This is a genomic window from Streptomyces sp. NBC_01498, from assembly GCF_036327775.1.
Taxonomy (GTDB): Bacteria; Actinomycetota; Actinomycetes; order Streptomycetales; family Streptomycetaceae; genus Streptomyces.
Genome location: NZ_CP109598.1, coordinates 4,406,573 through 4,428,950 on the forward strand (window position 1 = coordinate 4,406,573; position 22,378 = coordinate 4,428,950).

General features: G+C 73.1%; 16 protein-coding genes. 11 read left to right on the forward strand and 5 right to left on the reverse strand.

Going from position 1 to position 22,378, the window contains the following annotated elements:
* Window positions 1-3 precede the first annotated feature (3 nt).
* From OG875_RS18930 to OG875_RS18970, 9 genes are all read left to right on the forward strand, one after another.
* Window positions 4-2,388: a TOMM precursor leader peptide-binding protein gene (locus tag OG875_RS18930; RefSeq protein ID WP_330175408.1), complete on the forward strand. Its 2,385-nt coding sequence runs from the start codon at window positions 4-6 to the stop codon at window positions 2,386-2,388.
* Window positions 2,378-4,309: a TOMM precursor leader peptide-binding protein gene (locus OG875_RS18935; RefSeq protein WP_443079140.1), complete on the forward strand. Its 1,932-nt coding sequence runs from the start codon at window positions 2,378-2,380 to the stop codon at window positions 4,307-4,309. The genes OG875_RS18930 and OG875_RS18935 overlap by 11 nt, the downstream gene beginning before the upstream one ends.
* Before the next feature lie 74 nt (window positions 4,310-4,383).
* Window positions 4,384-6,027, forward strand: a complete 1,644-nt coding sequence (locus OG875_RS18940) for a nitroreductase family protein (protein WP_330175409.1) — start codon at window positions 4,384-4,386, stop codon at window positions 6,025-6,027.
* Between the two features lie 29 nt (window positions 6,028-6,056).
* Complete coding sequence (locus tag OG875_RS18945; RefSeq protein WP_330175410.1) at window positions 6,057-8,852, forward strand: lantibiotic dehydratase; 2,796 nt, start codon at window positions 6,057-6,059, stop codon at window positions 8,850-8,852.
* A complete protein-coding gene (locus OG875_RS18950) occupies window positions 8,849-10,060 on the forward strand; it encodes a lantibiotic dehydratase C-terminal domain-containing protein (RefSeq protein WP_330175411.1) in 1,212 nt (403 codons plus the stop codon). Before OG875_RS18945 ends, OG875_RS18950 begins: the two co-directional genes overlap by 4 nt.
* A complete protein-coding gene (locus OG875_RS18955) occupies window positions 10,057-11,196 on the forward strand; it encodes a metalloprotease (protein ID WP_330175412.1) in 1,140 nt (379 codons plus the stop codon). Before OG875_RS18950 ends, OG875_RS18955 begins: the two co-directional genes overlap by 4 nt.
* A gap of 45 nt (window positions 11,197-11,241) precedes the next feature.
* The gene (locus OG875_RS18960) at window positions 11,242-12,246 is read left to right on the forward strand and encodes an ABC transporter ATP-binding protein (RefSeq protein ID WP_330175413.1); all 1,005 of its coding nucleotides are present in this window, start codon (window positions 11,242-11,244) and stop codon (window positions 12,244-12,246) included.
* 64 nt (window positions 12,247-12,310) lie between these two features.
* Window positions 12,311-13,147, forward strand: coding sequence for an ABC transporter permease (locus tag OG875_RS18965; protein WP_330175414.1), 837 nt, complete (start codon window positions 12,311-12,313; stop codon window positions 13,145-13,147).
* Entirely contained in the window at window positions 13,144-15,120 is a 1,977-nt protein-coding gene (locus OG875_RS18970) for a TOMM precursor leader peptide-binding protein (RefSeq protein WP_330175415.1), read from the forward strand. Before OG875_RS18965 ends, OG875_RS18970 begins: the two co-directional genes overlap by 4 nt.
* A gap of 143 nt (window positions 15,121-15,263) precedes the next feature.
* Here OG875_RS18970 and OG875_RS18975 read toward each other — a convergent pair whose 3' ends face one another.
* Complete coding sequence (locus tag OG875_RS18975) at window positions 15,264-15,440, reverse strand: thiazolylpeptide-type bacteriocin (protein ID WP_189109547.1); 177 nt, start codon at window positions 15,438-15,440, stop codon at window positions 15,264-15,266.
* Window positions 15,441-15,728: 288 nt separating this feature from the next.
* Here OG875_RS18975 and OG875_RS18980 point away from each other — a divergent pair, with 288 nt between their 5' ends.
* Window positions 15,729-17,105 (forward strand): amidohydrolase, encoded by a 1,377-nt coding sequence (locus tag OG875_RS18980; RefSeq protein ID WP_330175416.1) that lies wholly within the window; start codon window positions 15,729-15,731, stop codon window positions 17,103-17,105.
* A 2-nt stretch (window positions 17,106-17,107) separates the two neighbouring features.
* Window positions 17,108-17,389 carry a hypothetical protein gene (locus tag OG875_RS18985; RefSeq protein ID WP_330175417.1) on the forward strand — a complete coding sequence of 94 codons (282 nt, stop codon included), beginning with the start codon at window positions 17,108-17,110 and terminating at the stop codon, window positions 17,387-17,389.
* Between the two features lie 50 nt (window positions 17,390-17,439).
* Here OG875_RS18985 and OG875_RS18990 read toward each other — a convergent pair whose 3' ends face one another.
* The 4 genes from OG875_RS18990 to OG875_RS19005 all read right to left on the reverse strand — a co-directional run bounded on the left by OG875_RS18990 (window position 17,440) and on the right by OG875_RS19005 (window position 22,039).
* The gene (locus OG875_RS18990) at window positions 17,440-18,435 is read right to left on the reverse strand and encodes a helix-turn-helix transcriptional regulator (RefSeq protein WP_330175418.1); all 996 of its coding nucleotides are present in this window, start codon (window positions 18,433-18,435) and stop codon (window positions 17,440-17,442) included.
* 278 nt (window positions 18,436-18,713) lie between these two features.
* Window positions 18,714-20,990 carry an ATP-binding protein gene (locus OG875_RS18995; RefSeq protein WP_330175419.1) on the reverse strand — a complete coding sequence of 759 codons (2,277 nt, stop codon included), beginning with the start codon at window positions 20,988-20,990 and terminating at the stop codon, window positions 18,714-18,716.
* Between the two features lie 163 nt (window positions 20,991-21,153).
* Complete coding sequence (locus tag OG875_RS19000) at window positions 21,154-21,777, reverse strand: DUF6879 family protein (protein ID WP_330175420.1); 624 nt, start codon at window positions 21,775-21,777, stop codon at window positions 21,154-21,156.
* Window positions 21,770-22,039 carry a hypothetical protein gene (locus tag OG875_RS19005; RefSeq protein WP_330175421.1) on the reverse strand — a complete coding sequence of 90 codons (270 nt, stop codon included), beginning with the start codon at window positions 22,037-22,039 and terminating at the stop codon, window positions 21,770-21,772. The genes OG875_RS19000 and OG875_RS19005 overlap by 8 nt, the downstream gene beginning before the upstream one ends.
* Window positions 22,040-22,378 lie beyond the last annotated feature (339 nt).

The window sequence follows — 22,378 nt, forward strand, 5'->3', positions numbered from 1 at the left end:
CCCATGGCTGAAGAAGCGACCGCGACTCCGACGGCCGTCGCGCCTGAGGAGGCACCGGCGGAGCCCACCGCCGTGCCCGCGCCCGCCGCGTCCACCCCCGCGCCCGCCGCCGCGTCCGCCTTCGACGCCCTGGCCGGCACCCGGCCCCGGGTCCGCCGCGACGTCCTCTTCACCGAGACCCCCGGCGGCGTCCTCTTCCACAACGCCGACGGCGGCTTCCACCTCACCGGCCGCAGCGCCTACCGCTTCGCCTCGCTGATGGTGCCGCACCTGGCGGGCCACCACCGGCTCGGCGACATCTGCCAGGGCTTCGGACCGGCGCAGCGCGCCATGGCCGCCGAACTGGTCAAGACGCTGTACGAGCGCGGCTTCGCCCGTGACATCCCCGAGGACGAGACCGCCGCCCCCGAGGCGGCCCCCGGCACTCCCGCCGGGGCCCACACCCTCACCGACGCGGTCGGCACCCGCTTCGCCGCCCAGATCGCGTACGCCGACCACTACGCCGACGGCGCCCCCGCCCGCTTCCTCCGCTACCGCACCACCCGCGTCGCGATCCTCGGCACCGGCCCCGTCGCCCGCTGGTGCGCCCTCAGCCTCGTCCGCAACGGCGGCTCCCACCTCGCCGTCGAGGGCGCGGAGACGGCCGGCGACCCGGTCCTGACCGCCGAGATCGCCGAACTGGCCGCGCAGGACTGCCCGGTGACCCTCGACACCCTCCCCGCGCACCCCGGCTGGCCCGCGCTCGACGGCTACGACATCGTCGTCGTCACCGGCGCCGACGCCTCCCCGCGCACCCACGCCCTGCTGTCGGCGGGCGTGCCCGAGGGCACGACCCTCATCCCCGCCTGGACGTTCGGCCGCCGCTCGGTCACCGGGCCGCTCAGCAGGGCAGGTTCGGCCGGCTGCTGGTCCTGCGCGGTGCTGCGCCTCGGCGGCAACACCGACGCCGGAACGGCCGCCGACATCTGGAGCGAGGTCGCCGGAGGCGCCGTCGCCGGCGCCTCCGGACGGTCCGCCCCGACCGGCCCCGTCGCCGCCATGTCCGGCAACCTCCTCGGCTACGAGGTCTTCCGCCTCACCACCGGCGTCCTGCCCGCCGAGACCGACGGCCAGGTCCTCGTCCAGGACCTCGAATCCCTCGACGTGATGGCCGAGCCCGTCCAGCCGCACCCCCGCTGCGCGCTGTGCGCCCCCGCCGCCCGTACCCCGCGCCCCGCCCTCCCCGGCGGGCTGACCCTCCCCGTCACCCCGACCGTGGAGAGCGCGGGCGAGGCGGAGGCCCTGGTCGAAGGGCTCAACCGGATCAGCTCGGTCCTGGTGCGCCCCTTCACCGGCATCTTCGCCCGGTACGACGACGAGAGCCTCACCCAGACCCCCCTCAAGATCAGCCGCGTCGAACTCGCCGTCGGCCACGGCCCGCGCCGCGCCGTCGCCGCCTTCGACGTGCACCACCTCGCCGGCGCCCGGCTGCGCGCCCTGTACGCGGCGGCCGAGACGTACGTCGAGCACGTCGTCCCGGTCGTCCCCGGGGCCGGTGACCCCGCCGACGGCATCCCCGCGCTCGGCCCCGACCGGCTGACCACGGGCAGCGGCACCACGACCGGCACCGAAGCGGTCCGCGCCTGGGTCACCGCGACGTCGCTGCTCACCAAGGAGCCGGTACGCGTACCGGCCGCCGCCGTACGGCCGTTCGGCCCGTACAACGCCGACCGCCTGCACCAGCCGACCACCGCCGGCGCGGGCGCGGGCCCCGGCCCCCAGGAGGCGGCGGGCCGCGGGCTGCTCTCCGCGCTCGCCCACGGCGCGCTGCTGCGGGCGGTACGCGGCGAGGCGCCCGGCGCGCTCGTCACCTCCCCGGCGGCCGGTGAGCCGGACGCCGACCCGGAGCTGGTGTTCCTGCTCAAGTCCGTGCCGAACGTGGGCATCGGGGCCGAACTCGTCGACCTCGGCGAGCGGGAGCACTCCGGCGCCCATGTCGTCCTCGCCCGCGAGACGGACGGCGCCGACGGCACCGGAGGACGGGGCCGCTGGGCCGTGGCCGCCGGGCTGTCCCGTACCGGCGCCGCGTGCGCCGCGCTGCGCGACCTCCTCGGCCAGGTGCAACTCGCCGCCGAGGAGCCGGAGTCGGCCGTCGACCTCGGCGACCCGCTGATGCGCGACCTCGCCGCCGCGACCGTCCCGGTGACCGCCGGACCGGTCGCCGCCGACGCCACCGCCACCACGTTCGACGCGGTCCTCGACCGGCTGCGGGCCGCCGGGCGCGACGTGCTGTACATCGACACCACCCCCGCCGACCTGCCCTCCGGCGGCATCAGCACCGCACGCGTCCTGCTCACCACCGCCTCCACCGGCGGCGCCGACGCGGAGGGCGCACCCGATGCCGGCTGACGCACCCTGGGAGCGGTCCGCCCGCGACCTCGCCACACTGATGCGCCGCAGTCTCGACGCGCCCGGCGGGCCCGCCCCCGTGCTCGACGTCGCGCCGCTCGGCGTCCGCGACGCCTTCACCGACGAGCGCCCGGCCCGGCGGGACGGCGGGGTGCCCGTACGGTTCTACGGCCGCCACGCCGTCGTCGGCCCCTTCACCGCCCCCGGCGCGGACGACCGTCCCTGCGCCCGCTGTCTCGCCCGCCGCTGGCAGGGCGTGCGCTCCGTCGCCCTGCGCGAGGCCCTGGAGCTGGGCTCCGGCACCAGCGCGGCGGGCGAGTCGCCGTACATCACCCCGTTCTCCGCCGACGCCCTCGCCGGGCTCGTGGCGGCCCGACTCGCCGGGGAGGCGCCGTCGGCCGGCCCCTTCCCGGCGGTCCACCTCGTGGACCTGGAGACCCTCCAGGTCCGGCACTACCCCCTGGTGCCGGACCCGGAGTGCCCGCACTGCGGGCGCGGTGAGGACGACACCGCCGAGGCGGCCGTCCTCACCCTGGACTCCGCGCCCAAGCACCGGCCGGGCAGCTTCCGGGTCCGGGACATCGGCGCGTACGACCTGTCCGTGGAGCCGTACGCCAACCCGGTCTGCGGCTCCCTCGGCCCCTCCGTCGTGCACGACATCTCGTCCCCCTCCACCTCCGCGACCATCGGCTGCTTCTCGATGCGCAGCGGCGACTATCTGCGCGAGACGTTCTGGGGCGGCCACGCCGACACCTTCGCGCACAGCGTGCGCATCGGGGTGCTGGAAGGTCTGGAGCGGTACGCCGGGATGCGCTCCCGTGCCAAGACGGCGGGCACGCGGGGTTCGCTCAACGGGCTGCGCGCCGCCGGGCAGCAGGTGGTCGACCCGCGCGAAGTGGGCCTGTACTCCGAGGAGTTCCACCGCGCCAACCCGCGCGTCACGCCCTTCCACCCGGACCGGGAACTGCCCTGGGTCTGGGGATACTCGCTCCGCGACCACCGGCCCGTCCTCGTCCCCGAGGTGCTGACGTACTATCACGCGCCCGGTCTGGAGAACCGGTTCGTGCAGGAGAGCTCCAACGGCTGCGCGTCCGGCGGCTGCATGGAGGAGGCCGTCTACTTCGGCCTGATGGAGGTCGTCGAACGCGACGCGTTCCTCCTCACCTGGTACGGCGGCGCCGCCCTGCCCGAACTCGACCCGCGCACCAGCACCCGCGCCGCCACCCGGCAGATGGTCGACCGGCTGGAGATGTACGGCTACGAGGCCCGCTTCTTCGACACCCGGATCACCTTCCCCGTCCCCGTCGTCACCGGCGTCGCCGTCCGCCCCGACGGCGGACCGGGCCGCATGTGCTTCGGCGCGGGCGCCGGACTCGACCCCGAGTCCGCGCTGGCCGGGGCGCTCTGCGAGATCGCGACCGACGCCGTCAACCTCCAGGGCCGCACCCGGCGCGACGAGGCCCGGCTGCGCGCCATGGCCACCGACTACGACAAGGTCGCCGCCCTGCACGACCACCCGCTCGCCTACGGCATCCCGGAGATGGGGAACAACGCCCACTTCCTGATCGGCGTGCCCGGCGCGCCCCGCACCCGCACCCGCTCCCTCGCGGAGGCGTACGGCGACGGATCGGTGCCGCCCGTCTCGGACGACCTTCGCGACGACCTCGCCCGGTGCGTGGAGGCGGTCACCGACAAGGGGTTCGACGTGGTCGTGGTCGACCAGACCATGCCCGAACAGCGCGATCTCGGTCTGACGACGGTCTCGGTGCTCGTCCCCGGGCTGCTGCCCATCGACTTCGGCTGGACCCGGCAGCGCGCGCTCGGCATGCCCCGGCTGCGCACCGCCCTGCGCGAGGCCGGGATTCGCGACCACGACCTGACCGACGCCGAACTGAACCTGACGCCGCACCCCTTCCCCTGAGCCCCTGAGCACCGAGGGCCGGCCCCGAACCCCCGACCCGCACCCTGACCCGCATCCCCGAGAGGAGTCCCACCATGGGGTACGCCCATGACTACGCCGCCGCGATCATGCAGCGGGGCCGGGTCCCGATGGCACCGGCCGACTTCGTGCCGAACTGGTCCGACGGGCCGCGCAAGGCGAAGTACTACCCGGGCGTCGACAGCCTGCCGCTGCCCGACTCCGGCTACCCGGCGGACGCCCGCCTGGACCACGCGTTCGCCGCCGGGGCCCAACGGCCCGCAGACGACGCCCCGTTCGACGCCGGGACGCAACAGCCCCCGGCCGACGGCGCGTTCGACCTGACGTCGCTGTCCGGGATGCTCCTCGACTCCTACGGACTCACCGGCCGCCGGCTCGGTGTCCAGGCCAACACCGACCTCAGCGCCCTGCCGTTCTACCCGCTCGCCAACTGGTCGCGCGGCTCCGCCTCCGGCGGCGGCCTCTACCCCGTGAGCGTCTACTGGGTCTCCGGACCGGGCGGCCCCGTCACCCCCGGCGTCCACTACTACTCCACCCGCCACCACACCATGCAGCGGCTGCTCACCGGAGACGTCTCCGGCGAGGTGCGCGCCGCGCTCGGCGGACCCGGCGCGGACACCGACCAGTACCTGGTCCTGGGCATCAAGTACTGGCAGAACGCCTTCAAGTACAACAGCTTCTCGTTCCACGCCGTGAGCATGGACCTCGGCGCGGCCGTCGGTACCTGGCGCATGTGGGCCGGCGCGCGCGGGCTGTCCGTCGAACCGGTGATGTGGTTCGACGAGGCGCGCCTCCAGAAGCTGCTCGGCGTACGGCCCGAGGAAGAAGGGGTGTTCGCGGTCATCCCCCTCAAGTGGACTGGACAGCAGGCGAGTTCACACTCCGCCGAGGCCGCCCCCGCCGACGTCTCCGTGCGCCACCGGGACATCGAGCGCTCCCGCGAGGTCCTGACCTTCGACGCGCTGCTGAAGATGCAGGCCACGACCGCCGAGCACGCCACCGAGCGCCCCGCCCCCGGCGCGCTGGCACCCGCCGCCGCGCCCCCGGCCGACCCCATGCGGCCGGGGGCGCCGCTGCCTTCCGCGCGGCCCATGCCCGTCGACGTGCGGACCGCGCTGCGCCGCCGCCGCAGCAGCTTCGGCCGCTTCGACGCCGCCCGCCCCGTCACGGGCGATCAACTGGCGGCCTGCCTCGGCGCGGCGGACGCGGGCTCCCGGCTCGGCGGCGACACCGGCACGGGCGCGGCGGACGGCGTCCGGCTCACGAAGCTGTACGCGTTCGTCAACCACGTCGAGGGACTGGAGCCGGGCGCCTACGAGTACGACCCCGACGCCCGTGACCTGCGGCTGGTCAAGGCCGGGCGCCCCGGCGAGTTCCTCCAGCGCAACTACTTCCTCTCCAACTACAACCTGGAGCAGGCCGGCGCCGTCCTGGTGCCCACGATCCGCACCTCCGCCGTCCTCGACGCCGTCGGCGACCGGGGCTACCGCCTCGTCAACGCGACCATCGGCGCCGTCGCGCAGTCCCTCTACACCGCGTGCTCCGGGCTCGACCTGGGCTGCGGCGTCGCGCTCGGCTTCGACAACGTCTCGTACATCGAGGAGCTGGGGCTCGACGCCACCGGCGAGGCCCCGCTCCTGATCATGATGGTCGGCAACGAGCGCCCCGCCCCCGCCGACTTCCGGTACGAGATCGCCTGAGCCGATGACCAACCGGATGGGGAAGCACGATGCCTGACCAGGCGCACCACGCACACGGGCAGGACCCGAGACGCGCGTTCATGCTGCGCGTCGCGGGGCTGCCGATCGACACCGTCCGCGCCCTGCGCTGCCCGGAGAGCCGCCGCTGGGCGGACACCGTGCTCGCCGAGGAGGAGCGGCTGAGGGCGGCGGGGGAACACGTCGGCGACCTGCTGCACGACCTCGTCGGGCGGACCGGCGACGGCGCGGACGCCGCGCCCGGCGAGGCCGCCGACCGGCGCGCCCTGCTGAAGCTGCGCCGCGAGGTCTTCAACAACCGGCTGCCCGGACGGCCGGACGCCGCGCTGGCGCTGGTCGCCGGGCGGGACGCGGCCACCGGCGAGACCTTCGCGCACTGGCTGCGCGACCGGCGCGAACTGGCCGGACTGCGCGCCGCCGGAGCCGGGTTGTTCGCGGGCGAGAGCGCCGGGGCGCGCGCCGCGCTGCGCGGGATCGCGGGGGAGGAGCGGCTGCGCAAGGGGCTGCTGCTGGCCTCGCCGACGCTCGAATCGCAGCTGGACGCCTTCGTCGCGCAGGGCGGCGACGGCAGGCCCGACAAGCGCCGCCGGAAGATCGAGCGCTCCCTGCTCTCGTACCTCTACCGCACCGTCTGCAAGACCAGCCCGTTCTCCACCTTCACCGGGGTCGCGCTGGGCGAGTTCGACGAGGGGGCGGACCGGCCCGGCGGATTCGAGGTGCGGGTCGCCGAGGAGTGGACCGGCCACGCGCGGCTCAACGTCGTCGCGCTCGGCCGGCTCGCCGAGTGCGTCGTCGCCGATCCGGTACGCCGCGCGGACCTGCCCGTCGCCCCCGCCTCCGGGTGGGGCAAGGACGACGACCGGGTGCGGTACGTACGCCGCTGGGTCACCACCGGCGACGACGACACGGCCGTCACCTTCGACGCCGTCAAGGACCGGCTGTTCTTCCTGCGCCGCAGCGGCACCCTGGACCGGCTGCTGGACTTCTTCGAGGAGCACCCGGCGCCCCGCTACGGCGAGCTGGCCGCCTGGCTCGCGAAGGACGCGGGAGCCGGGGCCGACGAGGCGGAGCAGTACCTCGCCGCGCTCCTGGACCTGGGCATGGTCCAAGTACCCGCGCTGCGCACGGCCGTTCACGACACCGACCCGCTGCGCGCCTTCCAGCGCTCGCTGCGCGCGCTGGACCGGCCGTGGGCCGCGGAGCTGGCCGGGCGGCTGGACGAGGCCGTCGCGCTGACCGACCGGTTCGCCGGGTCCGCGCCCGGCGGGCGCCGCGAGGTGATCGACGCCCTGCGCACCACGCTGCGGGACATCCAGTCCGCGCTCGGCGCCGAACAGCCGCGCGTACCGCAGACCCTGCTGTACGAGGACGCGGCGGCCGGGCGCGGGACGGTGATGGACCTCGGGGCCTGGCGCGCGCTGACGGCGCGGCCGCTCGGCCGGGTGGAGAGCGTGCTGCCCGCGTTCGATCTGACGCTCCCTCAGCGAGTCACGTTCAAGGGCTTCTTCCTGGCCCGGTACGGGCAGGGCGGACGCTGCGACGACCTCCTCAAGCTGGTGCACGACTTCCACGAGGACTTCTTCGACCAGTACATGACGTTCACCGCGAGCCGGACGGCGTTCGACGCGGACGGGCAGTACGTGCCCGAGGTCAACTGGCTCGGGCTGCCGCAGCTCAAGGCCCTCGACACGGCACGGCAGTTGTTCGTGGAACGGATGCGCGCCCTCTGGGCCGCGAGCACCGCCGACGACAGCGCCGCCGACGCGGACGTGCACCTGGACGCGGACTTCCTCGCCGAGGTCGCCGCCGAACTGGCCCCGGCCGCACCGGCGTTCGCCCCCATGAGCCACCACATCCAGCTCGCCGACCGCCCGCACGACCCGCTGGTGGTGCTCAACCGCTCGTACGGCGGCCTGTCCTTCCCGTTCAGCCGCTTCACCCCGTGCTTCGACGGGCTCGACGCCGACCTGCTGGCCGGCGCGGACCTGGTGTGCCCGCCCGGCGCGGTGTTCGCCGAGGTCACCGGCGGCCCGGTGACCAGCAATCTCAATCTGCACGGGCGGCTCACCGAGTACGAGATCGTCTGCCCCGGCGAGAGCGGCACGCTGCCGGAGGAGTACCGCATCCAGCTGGACGACCTGTTCCTCGTCCACGACGAGACCGCCGACCGGCTGGTGCTGCGCTCGGCCCGGCTCGACCGCGAGGTCGTCCCCGTCTACCTCGGCTATCTCGTGCCGCTCGCCCTGCCCGAACTGCCCCGCACCCTGCTGCTCCTGTCGCCGACCTCGATGGCCCCGCTCAACGTGTGGGGCGGCGTCCCGGAGGGCGAGCCGGCCGGCGGCGTCACCCGCAGGCCGCGCGTACGGCACGGCAGCGTCGTCCTGAGCAGGCGCAGCTGGAGCGCGCCCGCCGCCCGGCTCCCGCTCCAGGCACCGGGGATCTCCGACGACGAGTGGTTCCTCGGCTGGCACCGCTTCCGGCGCGCGACCGGGCTGCCCGACCGGGTCTTCGTGACCGTCTCGGACAGCGGGGCGCGCGGCGCGACGGGCGCCAAGCCGCAGTACCTGGACTTCGACAGCGCCCTCTCGCTCTCCGCGTTCGAGGCGCTCCTCAAGACGGACGAGGCACGGGTGGTGTTCCGCGAGACGCTCCCGGACGAGGACGGGCTGCACGCCGTCTCCGCACGGGGCCGCCATGTCGCCGAACTGGCCGTCGAGACCCTGGCCGGTACCGCCGCCCCGCCCGCATCCCCCGCACCCGCCCCGGACCCCGTGTCCGCCGATCCCGCACGGAGGGACGCCCCATGACCGGCCCCGTGACCCCCGTACCCGCGTCCGCCCCCGGCGCCTGGCAGGCCACGCACGTCTTCTACGCCGCCAACCCCCGGCCCTTCCTGCTCCAGTGCGTGCGCCCGCTCGTCGCCGAGCTGGAGGCGGACGGACTGATCGACTCCTACTTCTTCATCAACTACTGGCTCGAAGGCCCGCACGTACGGCTGCGCCTCAAGCCGTCCGGCGAGGCGGCGGCCGCCGCCGTACGCGCCCGCACCGAGCGGGCGATCGACGCGTTCCTCGCCGAGCGCCCCGCGCTCTACGAGGTCGACTCCGGCTTCCTCAACGACTTCTACAACACGCTGTTCGACATCGAGTTCCCCGGCAGCGAGCGCGGCCACTACATGGACGACCAGGGCCGGATGAATCTGCGCCCCAACAACTCGCGCAGCGCCGAGCCGTACGAGCCGGAGTACGGCAAGTACGGCGGCCCCGCCGGGATCGAGCTGGCCGAGTGGCACTTCCGGCACTCCAGCGATCTCGTCATCGAGGCCCTGCGCACCAAGAACCTGCATCTGCGGACCGTGCTGCTCGGCACCTCCGCCCAGCTGATGATGGTCATGTCGGGGACCTTCCTGCCCGACGACCGGGAGCTCGCCGGATATCTGGAGAGCTACTACGAGTTCTGGCACACCGCGTTCCCCGGCACCGGCTTCATCGGCACCTCCGAGTACGACAAGAACTACGCGGCGATGGCCCCCGGCCTCACCGACCGGTTCGCCCGCGTCCGGGCCGCCGTGGGCGCCGGAGAACCCGGCCGGCTGCCCGCCTTCCTCGCGGGCTGGGCCGAACACTGCGCCGAACTGAACACCCGGGCACGTGAGTCGGCCGCCAACGGGGACCTGGTGTTCCGGTCCTGGGACGGCGAGCGGGACGAGCGGGTGACGGACCCGGCGGTCGCGCTGCCGCTGCTCCTGTCCCCGTACATGCACATGACCAACAACCGGCTTCATGTGACAATCCGCGACGAGGCGTATCTCTCGCACGTCCTGGCCCGGACGCTGCGGGAGTCCGTCGCGCCCCCGGAGACGGACGCGGAGCCGGACGTGAAGACCGGCGCGAACACGGAGACGACGACGGACGCGGCGACCGGCACGGAGACCGGCGCGGCGACCCGGACCGGGGCCGCGACCGGAACCAGGACCGACAGCGAGACGGAGGCGGAGGCGGTGGCCGCGCCATGACCGCCCCCACGGGCCGCGCCCCCGCCGGGGGCGCCCCGGCCGACCGGTACCGGCCGGAGCTGCGCCCCGGCGTGCTGGTCAGCGACGCGTTCCTGCTCGGCCCCCGCACCGTGCACCTCGTCAAGGAGCCGGAGAGCGGCAAGTCCTACGAGGTCGGGGCCAAGGAGCACTTCCTGATCGCCCGCATGGACGGCACCCGCGGCCTGGACGACCTGGGCGCGGCCTACGCGGCGGAGTACGGCAAACGCCTGGGCGACGCCAACTGGCAGCAACTGCTCGGCATGCTCGGCGCCCGCGGACTGCTCGCGGGCGGCCCCCCGGCCGCCCCGGCCGAACCGGCCGCCATCCCCGCCGACCCGCCGAAGCGCACCCTGCTGCGCGGCACGCTCCCCCTGGTCGCCGACGCGAACGCCACCGCCGAACGCCTCCACCGCACCGTCGGCTTCCTGCTCGCCGCGCCCGTCGTCGTCCCGCTGCTCCTGCTGATCGCCGCCATGGAGACGGTCGCCGTCGCGCGCCTCGGCGAACTCCTCGACGGGGCGGTCGCCCTCTTCACCAACCCGGTCCTGCTCGCCGGTTCCGCCGTCCTGCTCTGGTTCAGCACCGCGCTGCACGAACTGGCCCACGGAGTGGTGGCGAGACGGTACGGCGGACAGGTCGCGGAGATCGGACTGCGCTGGCGCCTGCCCGTCGTGATCATGTACTGCACGGTCGACAACTACCTTTATCTGCGCACCCGCTGGCACCGGATCGCGACCGCCGCCGCGGGCGCGGTGATGAACCTGGCGGTGCTGCTGCCGTTCTGCGCGGTGTGGCTGTTCGTCCCGGTGGACGACGCCACCGGCGAGGCGCTGGCCGGACTGCTGCTCCTCGGCAGCGTGCAGGCACTGGCCATGCTCGTCCCGTTCCCGCCGCTCGACGGGTACAAGATCGCCTCGCAGCTGTGCGGCGCGACCGGACTCGCCGCCTCCAGCCGGGAGTACGTACGGCTCGCCGTACGGCGCGACCCGGCCGCGAAGACGTACCCGCGCCGCGCCCGTACCGCCTTCCTCGGCTACACGGCCGGCTCGCTGCTCGTCCTCGCCGGGCTCGTCGCGGCCGTCGTCGCCCTGCTCCTCCACTTCCTCACCACCTGAGCCCGTACGCCCCGCACACCACGCCCCGCTGTCAAGGAGACCCGCATGACCCCCACACCCACCGACGACGCCGCCGCCGTCGTCCTCGACTCGATCCACAAGCGGTACGGGGAGAAGCGCGCGGTCGACGGGATCTCGCTGACCGTCCCGCGCGGCGAGTTCTTCGGGCTGCTCGGTCCCAACGGCGCGGGCAAGACGACGCTGGTCGAGATCATGGAAGGGCTGCGCCGCCCCGACTCGGGCACCGTCACCGTCCTCGGCCGGCACCCCTGGCCCCGCGACCCCGAACTGCTGCCCCGGCTCGGCGTCCAGACCCAGGCGTCCGCCTTCTTCGTACGGCTCACGGCCCGTGAGCACCTGGAGACGGTCGCCGCGCTCTACCGGTGCGACCGGGAGGCCGCCGCGCGCGGGCTCGCCGCCGTCGGCCTCACCGAACAGGGCGACGTCCGGGTGGACGACCTCTCCGGCGGCCAGCGCCAGCGCCTCGCCATCGCCTCCGCCCTGGTCCACGACCCGGAGCTGATCTTCCTGGACGAGCCGACGGCCGCGCTCGACCCGCAGGCCCGCCGCGCCCTGTGGCAGGTGCTGCGCGCGCTCAAGGGCGCCGGGCGGACCATCGTCTACACCACGCACCACCTGGACGAGGCCGAGGCGCTCTGCGACCGGGTCGGGATCGTCGTGGACGGCCGGATCGTCGCGCTGGACACCCCGGCCAGGCTCGTCGCCGCCGGCAGCCCCGTCACCCGGCTGCTGGTCCCCGCCGACCGGCTGTCGCTCGCCGACGCACAGGCCATCGCCGGGGTGCTGCGGGCCACCGTGGACGGCGACTCGGTGGTGCTGGAGACCGAGGACACGGGCCCGGTCCTGGCGGCGGTCGACGCGCTCGCCGGGCTGCGGGGCGTACAGACCCGCACGGCCAGCCTGGAGGACGTGTACCTCGAACTGACCGGCGGCGCGCAGCTGTCGGAGCAGGAGCAGCAGGAGCAGCAGGAGCAGCAGGAGTCGGAGTCCCGGCCGGAGCCGGAGCCGCAGCCCCAGGCGCAGCCGTGACCGAGGCCACGCCCGACACCCGGCGCCGACGCGCGACCGAGACCCCAGAGACGGAGCAACGACCATGAGCAGCACCAGCGCCGCGAGCCCCCCGCCCGCCACACCCCCCACGACGCCCACGGCGACAGGCACCCGCCCGCGCGCCACCAGCGCGTACTCCGCGCTGACCCGGGCCGGTTATCAGGCGTACACCCGGGACAGGACGACGCTCTTCTTCACGTTCGCCTTCCCCCTCCTCTTCCTGATCGTCTTCGGACTGATCTTCCACGGCATGACCGTCGAGGAGAGCGGACGCCCGTACATCAACTACATCGCGCCCGGTGTGCTGTCGTGGGGCGTCGCCAACGCCGCCGTGTTCGGCGTCGGGTTCGTCATCATGCAGTGGCGCCGCGACGACATCCTGCGGCTGATCCGGATGACACCGACCCCGCTGCCCGCCGTCCTCGGCTCGCGTTACGTGCTGGCGCTCGCCGTCGGCGCGGTGCAGGCCGCGATGTTCGTGCTCGTCGCGATGCTGCCGTTCTTCGGCCTCGAACCGGCGGGCAGCTGGCCGCTGGTGATACCGGTCCTGGTGCTCGGCATCACCGCGTTCCTCGCGGTCGGGGTCATCGTCGGCTCGTTCGCGAGGACGCCCGAGGCCGTCGCCGCCGTCGCCAACTGCCTGATGGTGCCGATGGCGTTCCTGTCCGGCTCGTTCTTCCCGCTCGACGCCATGCCGGGCTGGATGCAGAACGTGTCGCTGGTACTGCCGCTGCGCTACTTCAACGACGGTGTCTCCGCCGCGATCACCGGCGACGGCGGCAGCGGCGAGATCCTGGTGGCCTGCGGCGGCATCGCGGCCTTCGCCGTCGTCTTCTGCGCGATCGCGCTGAAGACCTTCCGCTGGAGCGACCAGTCATGACGACACGGACGCCCGAAGGGGAGAGCGTCGCCGTCGCCGACGGCGCCCCCCTGGAGCGGGGCCGCGCGCGCCTCCAGGAGGCGCTGACCGTACGGTACGACGCCGCCACCGCCCGCCCGGGGGAGCTGCCCGCGCCGCTCGTCGTGCCGCTCGGCGGCGCCGACGTCCTCGGCTTCGGACACCCCGACCCGTACGCCGTCCTGCGCCCGGAGGCAAACGTCCAGCTCACCGCGCGGGCCGCGCTGATCGGCCCCTGGGGCGGCACGGACCAGCGCGCCTGCGGCCAGTGCCTCGCCATGCGCTGGCAGCGGCTGCGCAGCCGCTCCGAGCGCGAGGCGCTGGAACTGGGCCACGAACCGCACGGCGCCGAGGACTGGCCGCTGCTCACCGACTACGCGGTGGACGCGATCTGGGCGGCGTATCTCGCCGTCCGCACCGGCGGGTTCACCCCGCCCGCCGACACCGCCGCCGACCGCGCGCTGCCGCAGGTCACCCGCGTCGACCTCGGCACCCTCGCCACCGCGACCTTCCCGCTGCTGCCGGAACCGCTCTGCCCCTCCTGCGTCCCCGAGCGCCCCGACACCGCCGACGACGCGCGCATGGATCTCGTCGCCCGCCCCAAGCCCGACCCGGACGGCTACCGGCTGCGCCCGCTCGGCGCGTACCCGCTGCCGACCGCCGCGCTCGCCAACCCCGTCTGCGGCGCGCTCGGTTCGGACACCTGGATCAACCCGGCCTCCACGACCACGGCGCCCGTCGCCGGCACCCACTTCGTACGCGGGTACGCCGGGCTCAACGACGTCACCTGGAGCGGCCAGGCCAACAGCTACTCCACCAGCCGCCGACTCGCGTTCCTGGAAGGGCTCGAACGGTACGCGGGCACCCACCGCCGCCGGGGCACCAGCCCGGTCCTCGACTCGTACACCAACCTCGCCGCCGACGCCCTCAACCCGGCCGACTGCGGCTTCTACGCGGACGCGACGTACGAGAAGGACCACCTGGTCAGCCCGTTCGACCCGGACCGGCCGATCCCCTGGGTCTGGGGCCACTCGCTGCGCGACGACCGCCCGATCCTCGTACCCGCCCGCCTCGCCCACTACAGCGCGGGCGTCGACGCCGACAACTTCGTCTTCGAATGCTCCAACGGCTGCGCCACCGGCGGGAGTCTGGAGGAGGCCATCCTCTTCGGCCTGCTGGAGCTGATCGAACGCGACGCGTTCCTCCTCGCCTGGTACGGCCGCGCCCGCCTCACCGAGATCGACCTCGGCTCCTGCCGGGGCGGCACCATCCGCACCATGCTCGACCGGGCCGCCCTGCACGGCTACGACGTGCACGCCTTCGACACCCGGATGGACCTCGCCGTCCCCGTCGTCACGGCCCTCGCGGTGCGCCGCGACGGCGGACTCGGCACGCTCTCCTTCAGCGCCGCCGCCGGGTTCGACCCGGAGGGCACCGTCGACGCGGCGCTCTCCGAAGTCCTCACCTACATCCCCCACCTGCCCTACCAGGTCGCCGAACGCGAGGGCGAGCTGCGGGAGATGGCGGCCGACTACCGCAAGGTCCTGCACCTGAAGGACCACGCGCAGCTGTACGGCCTGCCGGAGATGACGCACCACGCCCGGGAGTACCTGGAGCCCACCGCCGTACGGTCGCTGGACGAGACGTACGCCGACTGGGCGCCGCTGCGCCCGCGCACCGGGGACCTGCTGGACGATCTGCGGCTGCTGCGCGACGAGTTGGCGGGCGCGGGATACGACGTGATCGCCGTGGACCAGACGACGCCGGAACAGCGCCGGATGGGACTGCACACGGTGAGCACCACCGTGCCCGGTCTGCTGCCGCTGGACTTCGGGTGGACCCGGCAGCGGGCCCTGCTGATGCCCCGGCTGCGGACGGCGCTGCGGGCGGCCGGGCGGCGCCCGGACGACCTCCCGGAGCCGGACGTCAAGGCGGTCCCGCATCCGTTTCCCTAGGCACCGCGTGGCCCTGAGCGGTGTGCCCGGGGAGGTTCCCGGGCACCCGGCACTCGGCGGTTCCGGGCAGCACGGCAGCCGGCCCCTCCCCTGGTGGGTGATTCCCACGGAGGAAGGGGCCGGCGGCTCGCTGCGAAGCCGGATCAGGCGGAGCAGGAGGTGGTGCTGGTGGTGCTGGAGCAGGTCGACGTCGAGGAGGACGACGTGGAACCGGCGAGGACGACCTCGACCGCGTCCGAGTAGTCCGAGATCTCGAAGGTCTCCGACTCGAGCTCCAGGATCTCGTCGGCGAGGGTGGCGAGACCGGTCTTCGGGGCCATGGGGTTCTCCTTGTGTCAGCGGGGCTTCACCGGCCTGTCCGGCAGCGCCCCGTTGCGATGGACCCATTGCACCGGTGGCCGCTGTCAGTTGGGCCCGGCTTTCGCTGTCACTCCGCTGACACCCCGTGTCAGCGGAGCGCGTGCCAGATGCGCGTGCCCTGTCGCACGCTCGAACCTCAAGAAATGCTCAAGCATGGAATGCTTCGGCGAGGGCTCCGGCGGGGCTCGAACCGGACGTCGGCTCGAAACGGAACTCAGCAGGACTCCAGCCAGGGAGGTGGACGGCGCATGATCGACGCGCTGAACGAGGACGCGCCCCGAGCGCCCGGACGCGCCCGCGCATCGGCGCAGGCGCCGGGCCTTCCGCCCGCGCCCGCGCACGAGGGCCCGGCCGTGCCCGCGCCGCCCGTGGCCGAGGCCGTGCCCGCGCCGCCCGCGCACGAGGCACCGGCCTCCGGCCCCGCCGCCGTCCCCCGCGACACCCTGCGGGCCGCCCTCACGCTCTACCTCGACCTGCACGCCCACCCCGAACTGTCCGGCGCCGAGGCCCGTACCGCAGAAGCCTTCGGCGCCCACCTCCGGGGCGACGGCGCCACCGTGACCCACGGGGTCGGCGGCCACGGCGTCGTCGGCGTCCTGCGCAACGGCCCCGGCCCCACCCTCATGCTGCGCGCCGAACTCGACGCCCTGCCCCTCACCGAACGCACCGGCCTCGCGTACGAGAGCACCGTCCCCGGCACCATGCACGCCTGCGGCCACGACCTCCATCTCGCTTCCGCCGCGGGCGCGTTCACCCTGCTCGCACGGTCGGCCGCGAGCTGGAGCGGCACGCTGCTGGTCGTCGGCCAGCCCGCCGAGGAGACCCTGGAGGGCGCGGAGGCGATGCTCGCCGACGGCCTGTACGAGCGGTTCGGCACCCCCGACACCGTTCTCGCCCAGCACACCGCGCCCCTGCCGGCCGGCACCCTCGCCCACGGCCGGGGCCCGATCATGGCGGCGAGCGCCGCGCTGGACGTCGTCATCCACGGGTACGGCGGCCACGCCGGCACCCCCCAGCTCACCGTCGACCCCGTCGTGACCGCCGCCGCGACCGTCATGCGCCTCCAGACGGTCGTCTCCCGCGAGACGGCCCCCTCCGACCAGGTCGTCCTCACCGTCGGCTCCCTGCACGCGGGCAGCCGGGGCAACGTCGTCCCCGACGACGCCGAACTGAGCATCACCGTCCGCGCCGCCACCGACCAGGCCCTGGAACGGGCCGTGGCGGCGGCGACGCGGATCGTACGGGCCGAGTGCGCCGCCTCCGGCTGCCCCAGGGACCCCGACCTCACCGTGGTCTCCCGCTCCCCGGCCCTGCGGCCCGACCCGGCGGTGACGGCGGCCGTCCGGGCCGCCCACGAGCGGGAATTCGGCCCGCAGCGGGTCACCGACTGGCCGGGTTCCATGGCCACCGAGGACTTCCCGCGTTTCGCCGTCGAAGGTGTACGGACGGCATACTGGATGGTCGGTACGGTGTCCCCCCGTCAGTGGCGCGCCGCGCGCTCGGCGGGGCGGCCGGTGCCGCCCAACCACTCGGCGGAGTTCGCCCCCGACGTACGCACCGCCCTGCCGGCGGGTGTCGCGGCCATGGCGACGGCCGCCAGGCAGCTGTTCAAGGAGACGCGTTGACGATGACGGCCCAGTGGCACGGGTGCGCGGACCTCGCGGAGACCCCCGCGTATCTGGAGATGGTGACGGTCCGCGTGGACGACACGGCTCCCTCCGCCGAGACGACCGCCGTCCGCCTGCTGGGTCTGCTGCCGGGTCATCTGAGATGTGTTCCGGAGGTCATGGGGGACCGGGTGCGGCTGTGGATCGCGCGGGACGGCGGGACGAGCGACACCGACATCCGCGGCGCGGTCCGCGCGGTGCTGGCGGACACGGCACTGTGGGGCTGGACGGAACAGGACTGACCCCCGTGCCCGGATCGGCATGCCCCCGCGCGACACGTGTCAACGGGCTGTCAGATCCAGCCCCGTTCACGGGCCAGCAGCGCGCCCTGCGCGCGGCTCGCGGCCCCCAGCGCCTGAAGGAGGTCGGCCACGTGTCTTCGGTACGTACGGACCGAAATGCCCAACTCGCGCGCGCCCGCCTCGTCCTTGCCCACCGTGCACATCGAGATCAGCACCCGCCGCTCGATCTCACCGAGCCCGTCCACCTCGCCGGAACCCTCCCCGGTGACGCTGACCAGGTCGTCCGCCTGCGCCCATATCTTCTCGAACAGGGCGATGATGTTGGAGACGAGCCCGCTCTTGTGCGCCAGCAGCGCACCCCGCGCGGTGTTCTTCGGGTCGACCGGCACCAGGGCCGTACGGCCGTCGTACACCAGGATCCGTTCCGTGATGTTCTTCGCGACCCGGATCTGAGCCCCGCGCTTGACCAGCTCACGCAGATAGTCGTGGGTCGGCCCGTCGTCCAGCGCGGCGGCGAGCACCACGTTGCGGATACGCACCCCGCGCCGCAGACAGCGCAGATCCAGCGGGCGGGAACGCGCGATGTTCTCCGCCGAGAGCTTCCGGTACGGCTCCACGGACAGGATCTCGTCGCGCGCGAAGAACGCCAGGTCGTCGATCCGGTTCCGGATCTCCGTCAAGCCCTCCAACTGCTCGATCCCCTGCACCGGCGGCAGCCGGGACCCCTGCTCCGCGCGCAGCCCCTCGACCAGGTCGCGGGCCCGCATGACCCGGCGCAGCTCCTCGTGCAACTGGTTGAGCCGCGCGTCGGTCAGCCGCGCCAGCGCCACCCCGGGGTCGGCGGGGGAGACCTGACTGTGCGTACTGTCGGGATGGAGCAGCCCCAGCTCCCGCAGCCGGTCGAGACTGCGCCTGGCCTCGTCCGGCGGAGTGTGGACCAGCAGATGGATGTCGTCCGCGGACGTATCCGGATTACGGAGAAAGTGCCGGTAGATCTCTTCCTCGGTCGGAGAGACGCCGAAGACGGACATCTCGTTGTCGCCCAAGACTTGGCCTCCGCTACTTCATCAATTCACGCCGAGGACGGAATGGGTTGCCGATGCTGTTTCCCCGGTCCACCGCTCCCGCCGCCCGCGCGGCAGGGGAGGACCCTGGAGAGAGTAAAGGCAATGCCACGACTCTGTAACTGATCTTGCGTGGAACGGTGCCGAAGATATGGGTGAACCGGGCATGTCGTGACGCCCCGCGGTCCCCCCGGCGCACCGGGTCGTGCCTCTCCCAGGATTCCCACCCCGCCTCGACGAAATCGCCTCCCGCCGGGAGCCTATGCGCTCCACCCGCCGAGACGAAGGCGTAGAGCGCCCGCCCGTCGGTCGTCGTAGGCGGAGATGAGCCGCAGAGCCTCCGCCCGCTGCGCGTCCCCCGCACCGGGTGCCTCGGCCGGCTCTGTCGCGGACTGCTCCGTCGCGGACGCCAGTGCCGCGAGGGCCAGTGCCTCGTGCCAGGAGTCGCCGAGGTCGTGATGCACGGCGGCGGCACGACGGTGGAAGTGGACGGCTTCCTCCGGCCGGCCGAGCGCGCGGTACGCCTCACCCGTGCCGTACCAGGCCATCGCCTCACGACTTCGGTTGCCGAGCCGCCGGTGCAGCTCGGCGGAGCGCTGGTAGGAGGTGAGGGCGTCGGCGGTTCGGCCCAGAGCCAGTTGGGCGTCTCCGAGCGTCAGCAGCCAGTAGCCCTCATAGATCTGGTCGCGCAGGACAAGCGCGATGTTCATGGCCTCCTCGGCCAGGCGCAGCGCCTCGTCCAACTCGCCCCGCTCGCGGTGGAGACAGCTCAGGATGCGCAGAACGTTGCCTTCGCTCCCCGCGTTTCCCAGGGCGCGCTGGACGGCCAGCGCCTCTTCGGCGGAGACAGCGGCCTCTTCGAGCCGTCCCGCGTTGTAGTGCGTGGCGGCCAGGTTCGCCAGGGCGGAAGCGGCCCAGCGTTCGGAGCCGGCCTCCTGCCAGAGGGTCGCGGCCTGCTCGAAATGGGCAGCCGCGTCGCTCAGTCGGCGTCGCCTCAGGTGAATGAGCGCGATCAGATTCAGTGAGCTCGCCTCACCGGCCCCGTCGCCGTTGCCACGGCGGATCGCCAGCGCCCGCTGATGGCAGTCCAGGCTCTCGTCCCACGCGTTGATCCGGTGATGTGCCATGCCCAGACAGCTGAGGAGTTCCGCCTCGGCGGTGGGGTCGCCCACCCGGCGGGCCGCTTCCACCCCCGTGGTCCCCACGGCCACCCAGTCCGTCATGGACGCGGACGGCGGCTGCATGTACCACAGGACCAGAGCCAACTTCCATGCCAGCGCGTCTTGTCCACCGGCCGCTGCGGCGCCGACCGTCCGGAGCAGGTTGGTCTGCTCGCGCTCAGCCCAGTCCATCGCCGCGTCGTAGTCTGCGAATTCCAACGGACGGACGGTCTCGGGCAGTTCAGGCAGCGATACGTGCTCCTCCGAGGGGGCGAGTCTGACCCGCGCTGCCTCCGCAGTGCACAGGTACCAGCTCAGCACCCGTTCAAGAGCGGCTTGTCCCTCCTCCTGAGGCTTCTCCTGCCGGGTGAGCCCGGCGGCGTACGCGCGCAGCAGGTCGTGGAACTGGTAGCGGTCAGGCCCCGTCTGCTCCAGCAGGTGTGCCCCGACGAGGGAGTCGAGCAGCTGGCGGGTCTGTATGGCGGGCAGGGCGGCGAGTGCACCGGCGGCGGCCAGTCCGAACTCGGGCCCGGGGTGCACACCGAGCTGCCGGAAGAGCGTCGCGCCCGGTTCGGACAGCGCACGGTAGGACCACGCGAACACGGTGCGGACGGCCTCGGCCTCCTCCGCGTCCCCGACGCTGAGCGCGTCCCAGAGGGCGGACTCGTCGCGCAGTTCGGCGATCAGATCGGCCAGACGTAGATGCGGATTGCTCGCGGCACGCTCGCCGGCGATGCGCAGAGCGAGCGGCAGCTCGGCGCAGAGTTTGGCGAGTTCGGCAATCTCACGCAGATCGTCCTCGGCCCGGTAACCGGCGGTCACCGCCCGAAGCAGCGCGACGGCTTCCGGTTCGGGCAGCGTGCCGAGTGTCAGCCGGTGCGCCCCGTCCCTGATGGCGAGCCCGGAGAGCCTGCTGCGGCTCGTCACCACCGTCAGGCACTTCGAGCCGCCGGGCAGCAGGGGTCGTACCTGCGCGACTGTCGCCGCGTTGTCCAGGACGATCAGCATCGTCCGGTCGGCCAGCAGGGAGCGGTAGAGCGCGGCTGCGGCATCGGGTTCCCGCGGCACGGAGTCCGCCCGCACGCCGAGGGCGGAGAGGAATCCGCGGAGGGCCTCCTGGGCACTCAGCGGTTGCGCGGGGTCGTACCCCCGCAGATTGACGTACAACTGCCCGTCGGGGAAACGCTCACGGACCTGGTGCGCCCAGTGCAGCACGAGCGAGGTCTTGCCCGCACCGGCCGTACCCGCGACGACGGCGACCGAGACGACGACGGGGGAGCCGTCACCGTCCTCACGGGGCAGAACGGCATTCAGCTGGCCCAGTTCGCTGCTGCGGTTGATGAAGCGGTGTATGTCGCCCGGTAACTGGCGAGGCACCGGTCCTTCGCGGCCCGCCTCACCCTCTCCGTGCCGATGGAAGTGAACTCCGCCGGTGACGCTCCCGGCCTGGACGACGTCCTGGGACGTTCCCGACAGGTCATTGCTCGACCGGTCGGGAACCTCCGATGCCTCGTTGTGCTCGTTGATGATGTGCTCCGGGTTATGGGACTGGCGCGGGCAGGGGCGCGATTTCGCGGGGGAAGTAAGAGGCGATGTCCTCGCCGATCTCGAAGAGCGATCTGATGTACCGCTCCCAGGAACGGACGTGTTCCTCGTCGGTGAAGCGAAGGGACCCCATCGGTACACCGGAGTCGCTGTAGATGACGTTGTAGAGAACTCGGCCGCCAAGGACGACCATCTCCGGTAACTTCTCCGATTTCTCCGCATCCGCGACTTGATCCGCGGTGACGATACGTACCCGGCTGCCGCCCAGTTCGTCGTGCTGCCGCAGCCAGTGCAGTTCCCATTGCACATACGGGGTGACGGGGTACTCGACCACGCGTACCCGATGGAAGGTGAACCGACGTTCTCTGTCCCTCTCGGCCTTGGCCAGTACGCTGTCCCGGTCCTCGGCGAAGAGCCGGAGAACTTCCTGCCAGTCACCGCGCGTGAGAGCGTCCCTGCTGGGATCGTGCTGCTCCTCGAAGTACTGCCGCCGCTCCAGCTTCCATCCGGTGCTGTCCTGTATCACCGCGTTGTGTTCCCTGAAGTCGCGTTTGTAGTCCTTGCTCACGAGGCGCCGGCCCAGTTCGGGGTCGATCGTCGGTACGGTGAGATCAAGCATCCGGGATGTCTTTCTTGGCGGCGCTGAGCATGTTCCCGGGAATGACGACGAGGCGTTCGTCCGCTGCGAGAGAGACCCCGGCGGGCAGTCTTCCCGAGTAATCGGCTGTGAGATCTCGGCCAACGACGGCTATGTCACCGTTGTCCAGCCGCCAGATGTCCGGGCAGTCTTCCTCGTCCTTCGAATTCCCGAGTTCCTGAGCTGTTTTGCCCAGGCGCCGCTCGAATAACGCGGACGGGTCGGCTTCCCAAGAACGGTTCACTCGTTGCCTCCAGGTGCGAGTTCCGACTTGCTGCTGTCACAGATTCTATCGCCGCCGATTACACAGAGCAACGTCGATGTGTGGCGCCTTCTCGCCAAAGTCCCCGTCCCGCCACCCGCTCCCACCCGTCCCGTGCGACGCCCACCCCTCCGGGGTCGTACGCTGGAACCCCCGGCCCGTTCGACGTGTCGGGCCCTTTGCGTTGCCGCCCCCGACCACCCGCACACACCCCCGACCGCCCGCACCCGCGACACCACGCACACCCGAACACCCGCACACCCCGGACCCCACCCCCCGAGACCGCCCACCCCCAGACCACCCCACCCACACCCCGGACCC

Excerpts from the sequence above, each read along its gene's own strand:
- OG875_RS18930 (WP_330175408.1), top strand. The coding sequence starts at position 4 with ATGGCTGAAGAAGCGACCGCGACTCCGACGGCCGTCGCGCCTGAGGAG.
- OG875_RS18935 (WP_443079140.1), top strand. The coding sequence starts at position 2,378 with ATGCCGGCTGACGCACCCTGGGAGCGGTCCGCCCGCGACCTCGCCACA.
- OG875_RS18940 (WP_330175409.1), top strand. The coding sequence starts at position 4,384 with ATGGGGTACGCCCATGACTACGCCGCCGCGATCATGCAGCGGGGCCGG.
- OG875_RS18945 (WP_330175410.1), top strand. The coding sequence starts at position 6,057 with ATGCCTGACCAGGCGCACCACGCACACGGGCAGGACCCGAGACGCGCG.
- OG875_RS18950 (WP_330175411.1), top strand. The coding sequence starts at position 8,849 with ATGACCGGCCCCGTGACCCCCGTACCCGCGTCCGCCCCCGGCGCCTGG.
- OG875_RS18955 (WP_330175412.1), top strand. The coding sequence starts at position 10,057 with ATGACCGCCCCCACGGGCCGCGCCCCCGCCGGGGGCGCCCCGGCCGAC.
- OG875_RS18960 (WP_330175413.1), top strand. The coding sequence starts at position 11,242 with ATGACCCCCACACCCACCGACGACGCCGCCGCCGTCGTCCTCGACTCG.
- OG875_RS18965 (WP_330175414.1), top strand. The coding sequence starts at position 12,311 with ATGAGCAGCACCAGCGCCGCGAGCCCCCCGCCCGCCACACCCCCCACG.
- OG875_RS18970 (WP_330175415.1), top strand. The coding sequence starts at position 13,144 with ATGACGACACGGACGCCCGAAGGGGAGAGCGTCGCCGTCGCCGACGGC.
- OG875_RS18975 (WP_189109547.1), bottom strand. The coding sequence starts at position 15,440 with ATGGCCCCGAAGACCGGTCTCGCCACCCTCGCCGACGAGATCCTGGAG.
- OG875_RS18980 (WP_330175416.1), top strand. The coding sequence starts at position 15,729 with ATGATCGACGCGCTGAACGAGGACGCGCCCCGAGCGCCCGGACGCGCC.
- OG875_RS18985 (WP_330175417.1), top strand. The coding sequence starts at position 17,108 with ATGACGGCCCAGTGGCACGGGTGCGCGGACCTCGCGGAGACCCCCGCG.
- OG875_RS19000 (WP_330175420.1), bottom strand. The coding sequence starts at position 21,777 with ATGCTTGATCTCACCGTACCGACGATCGACCCCGAACTGGGCCGGCGC.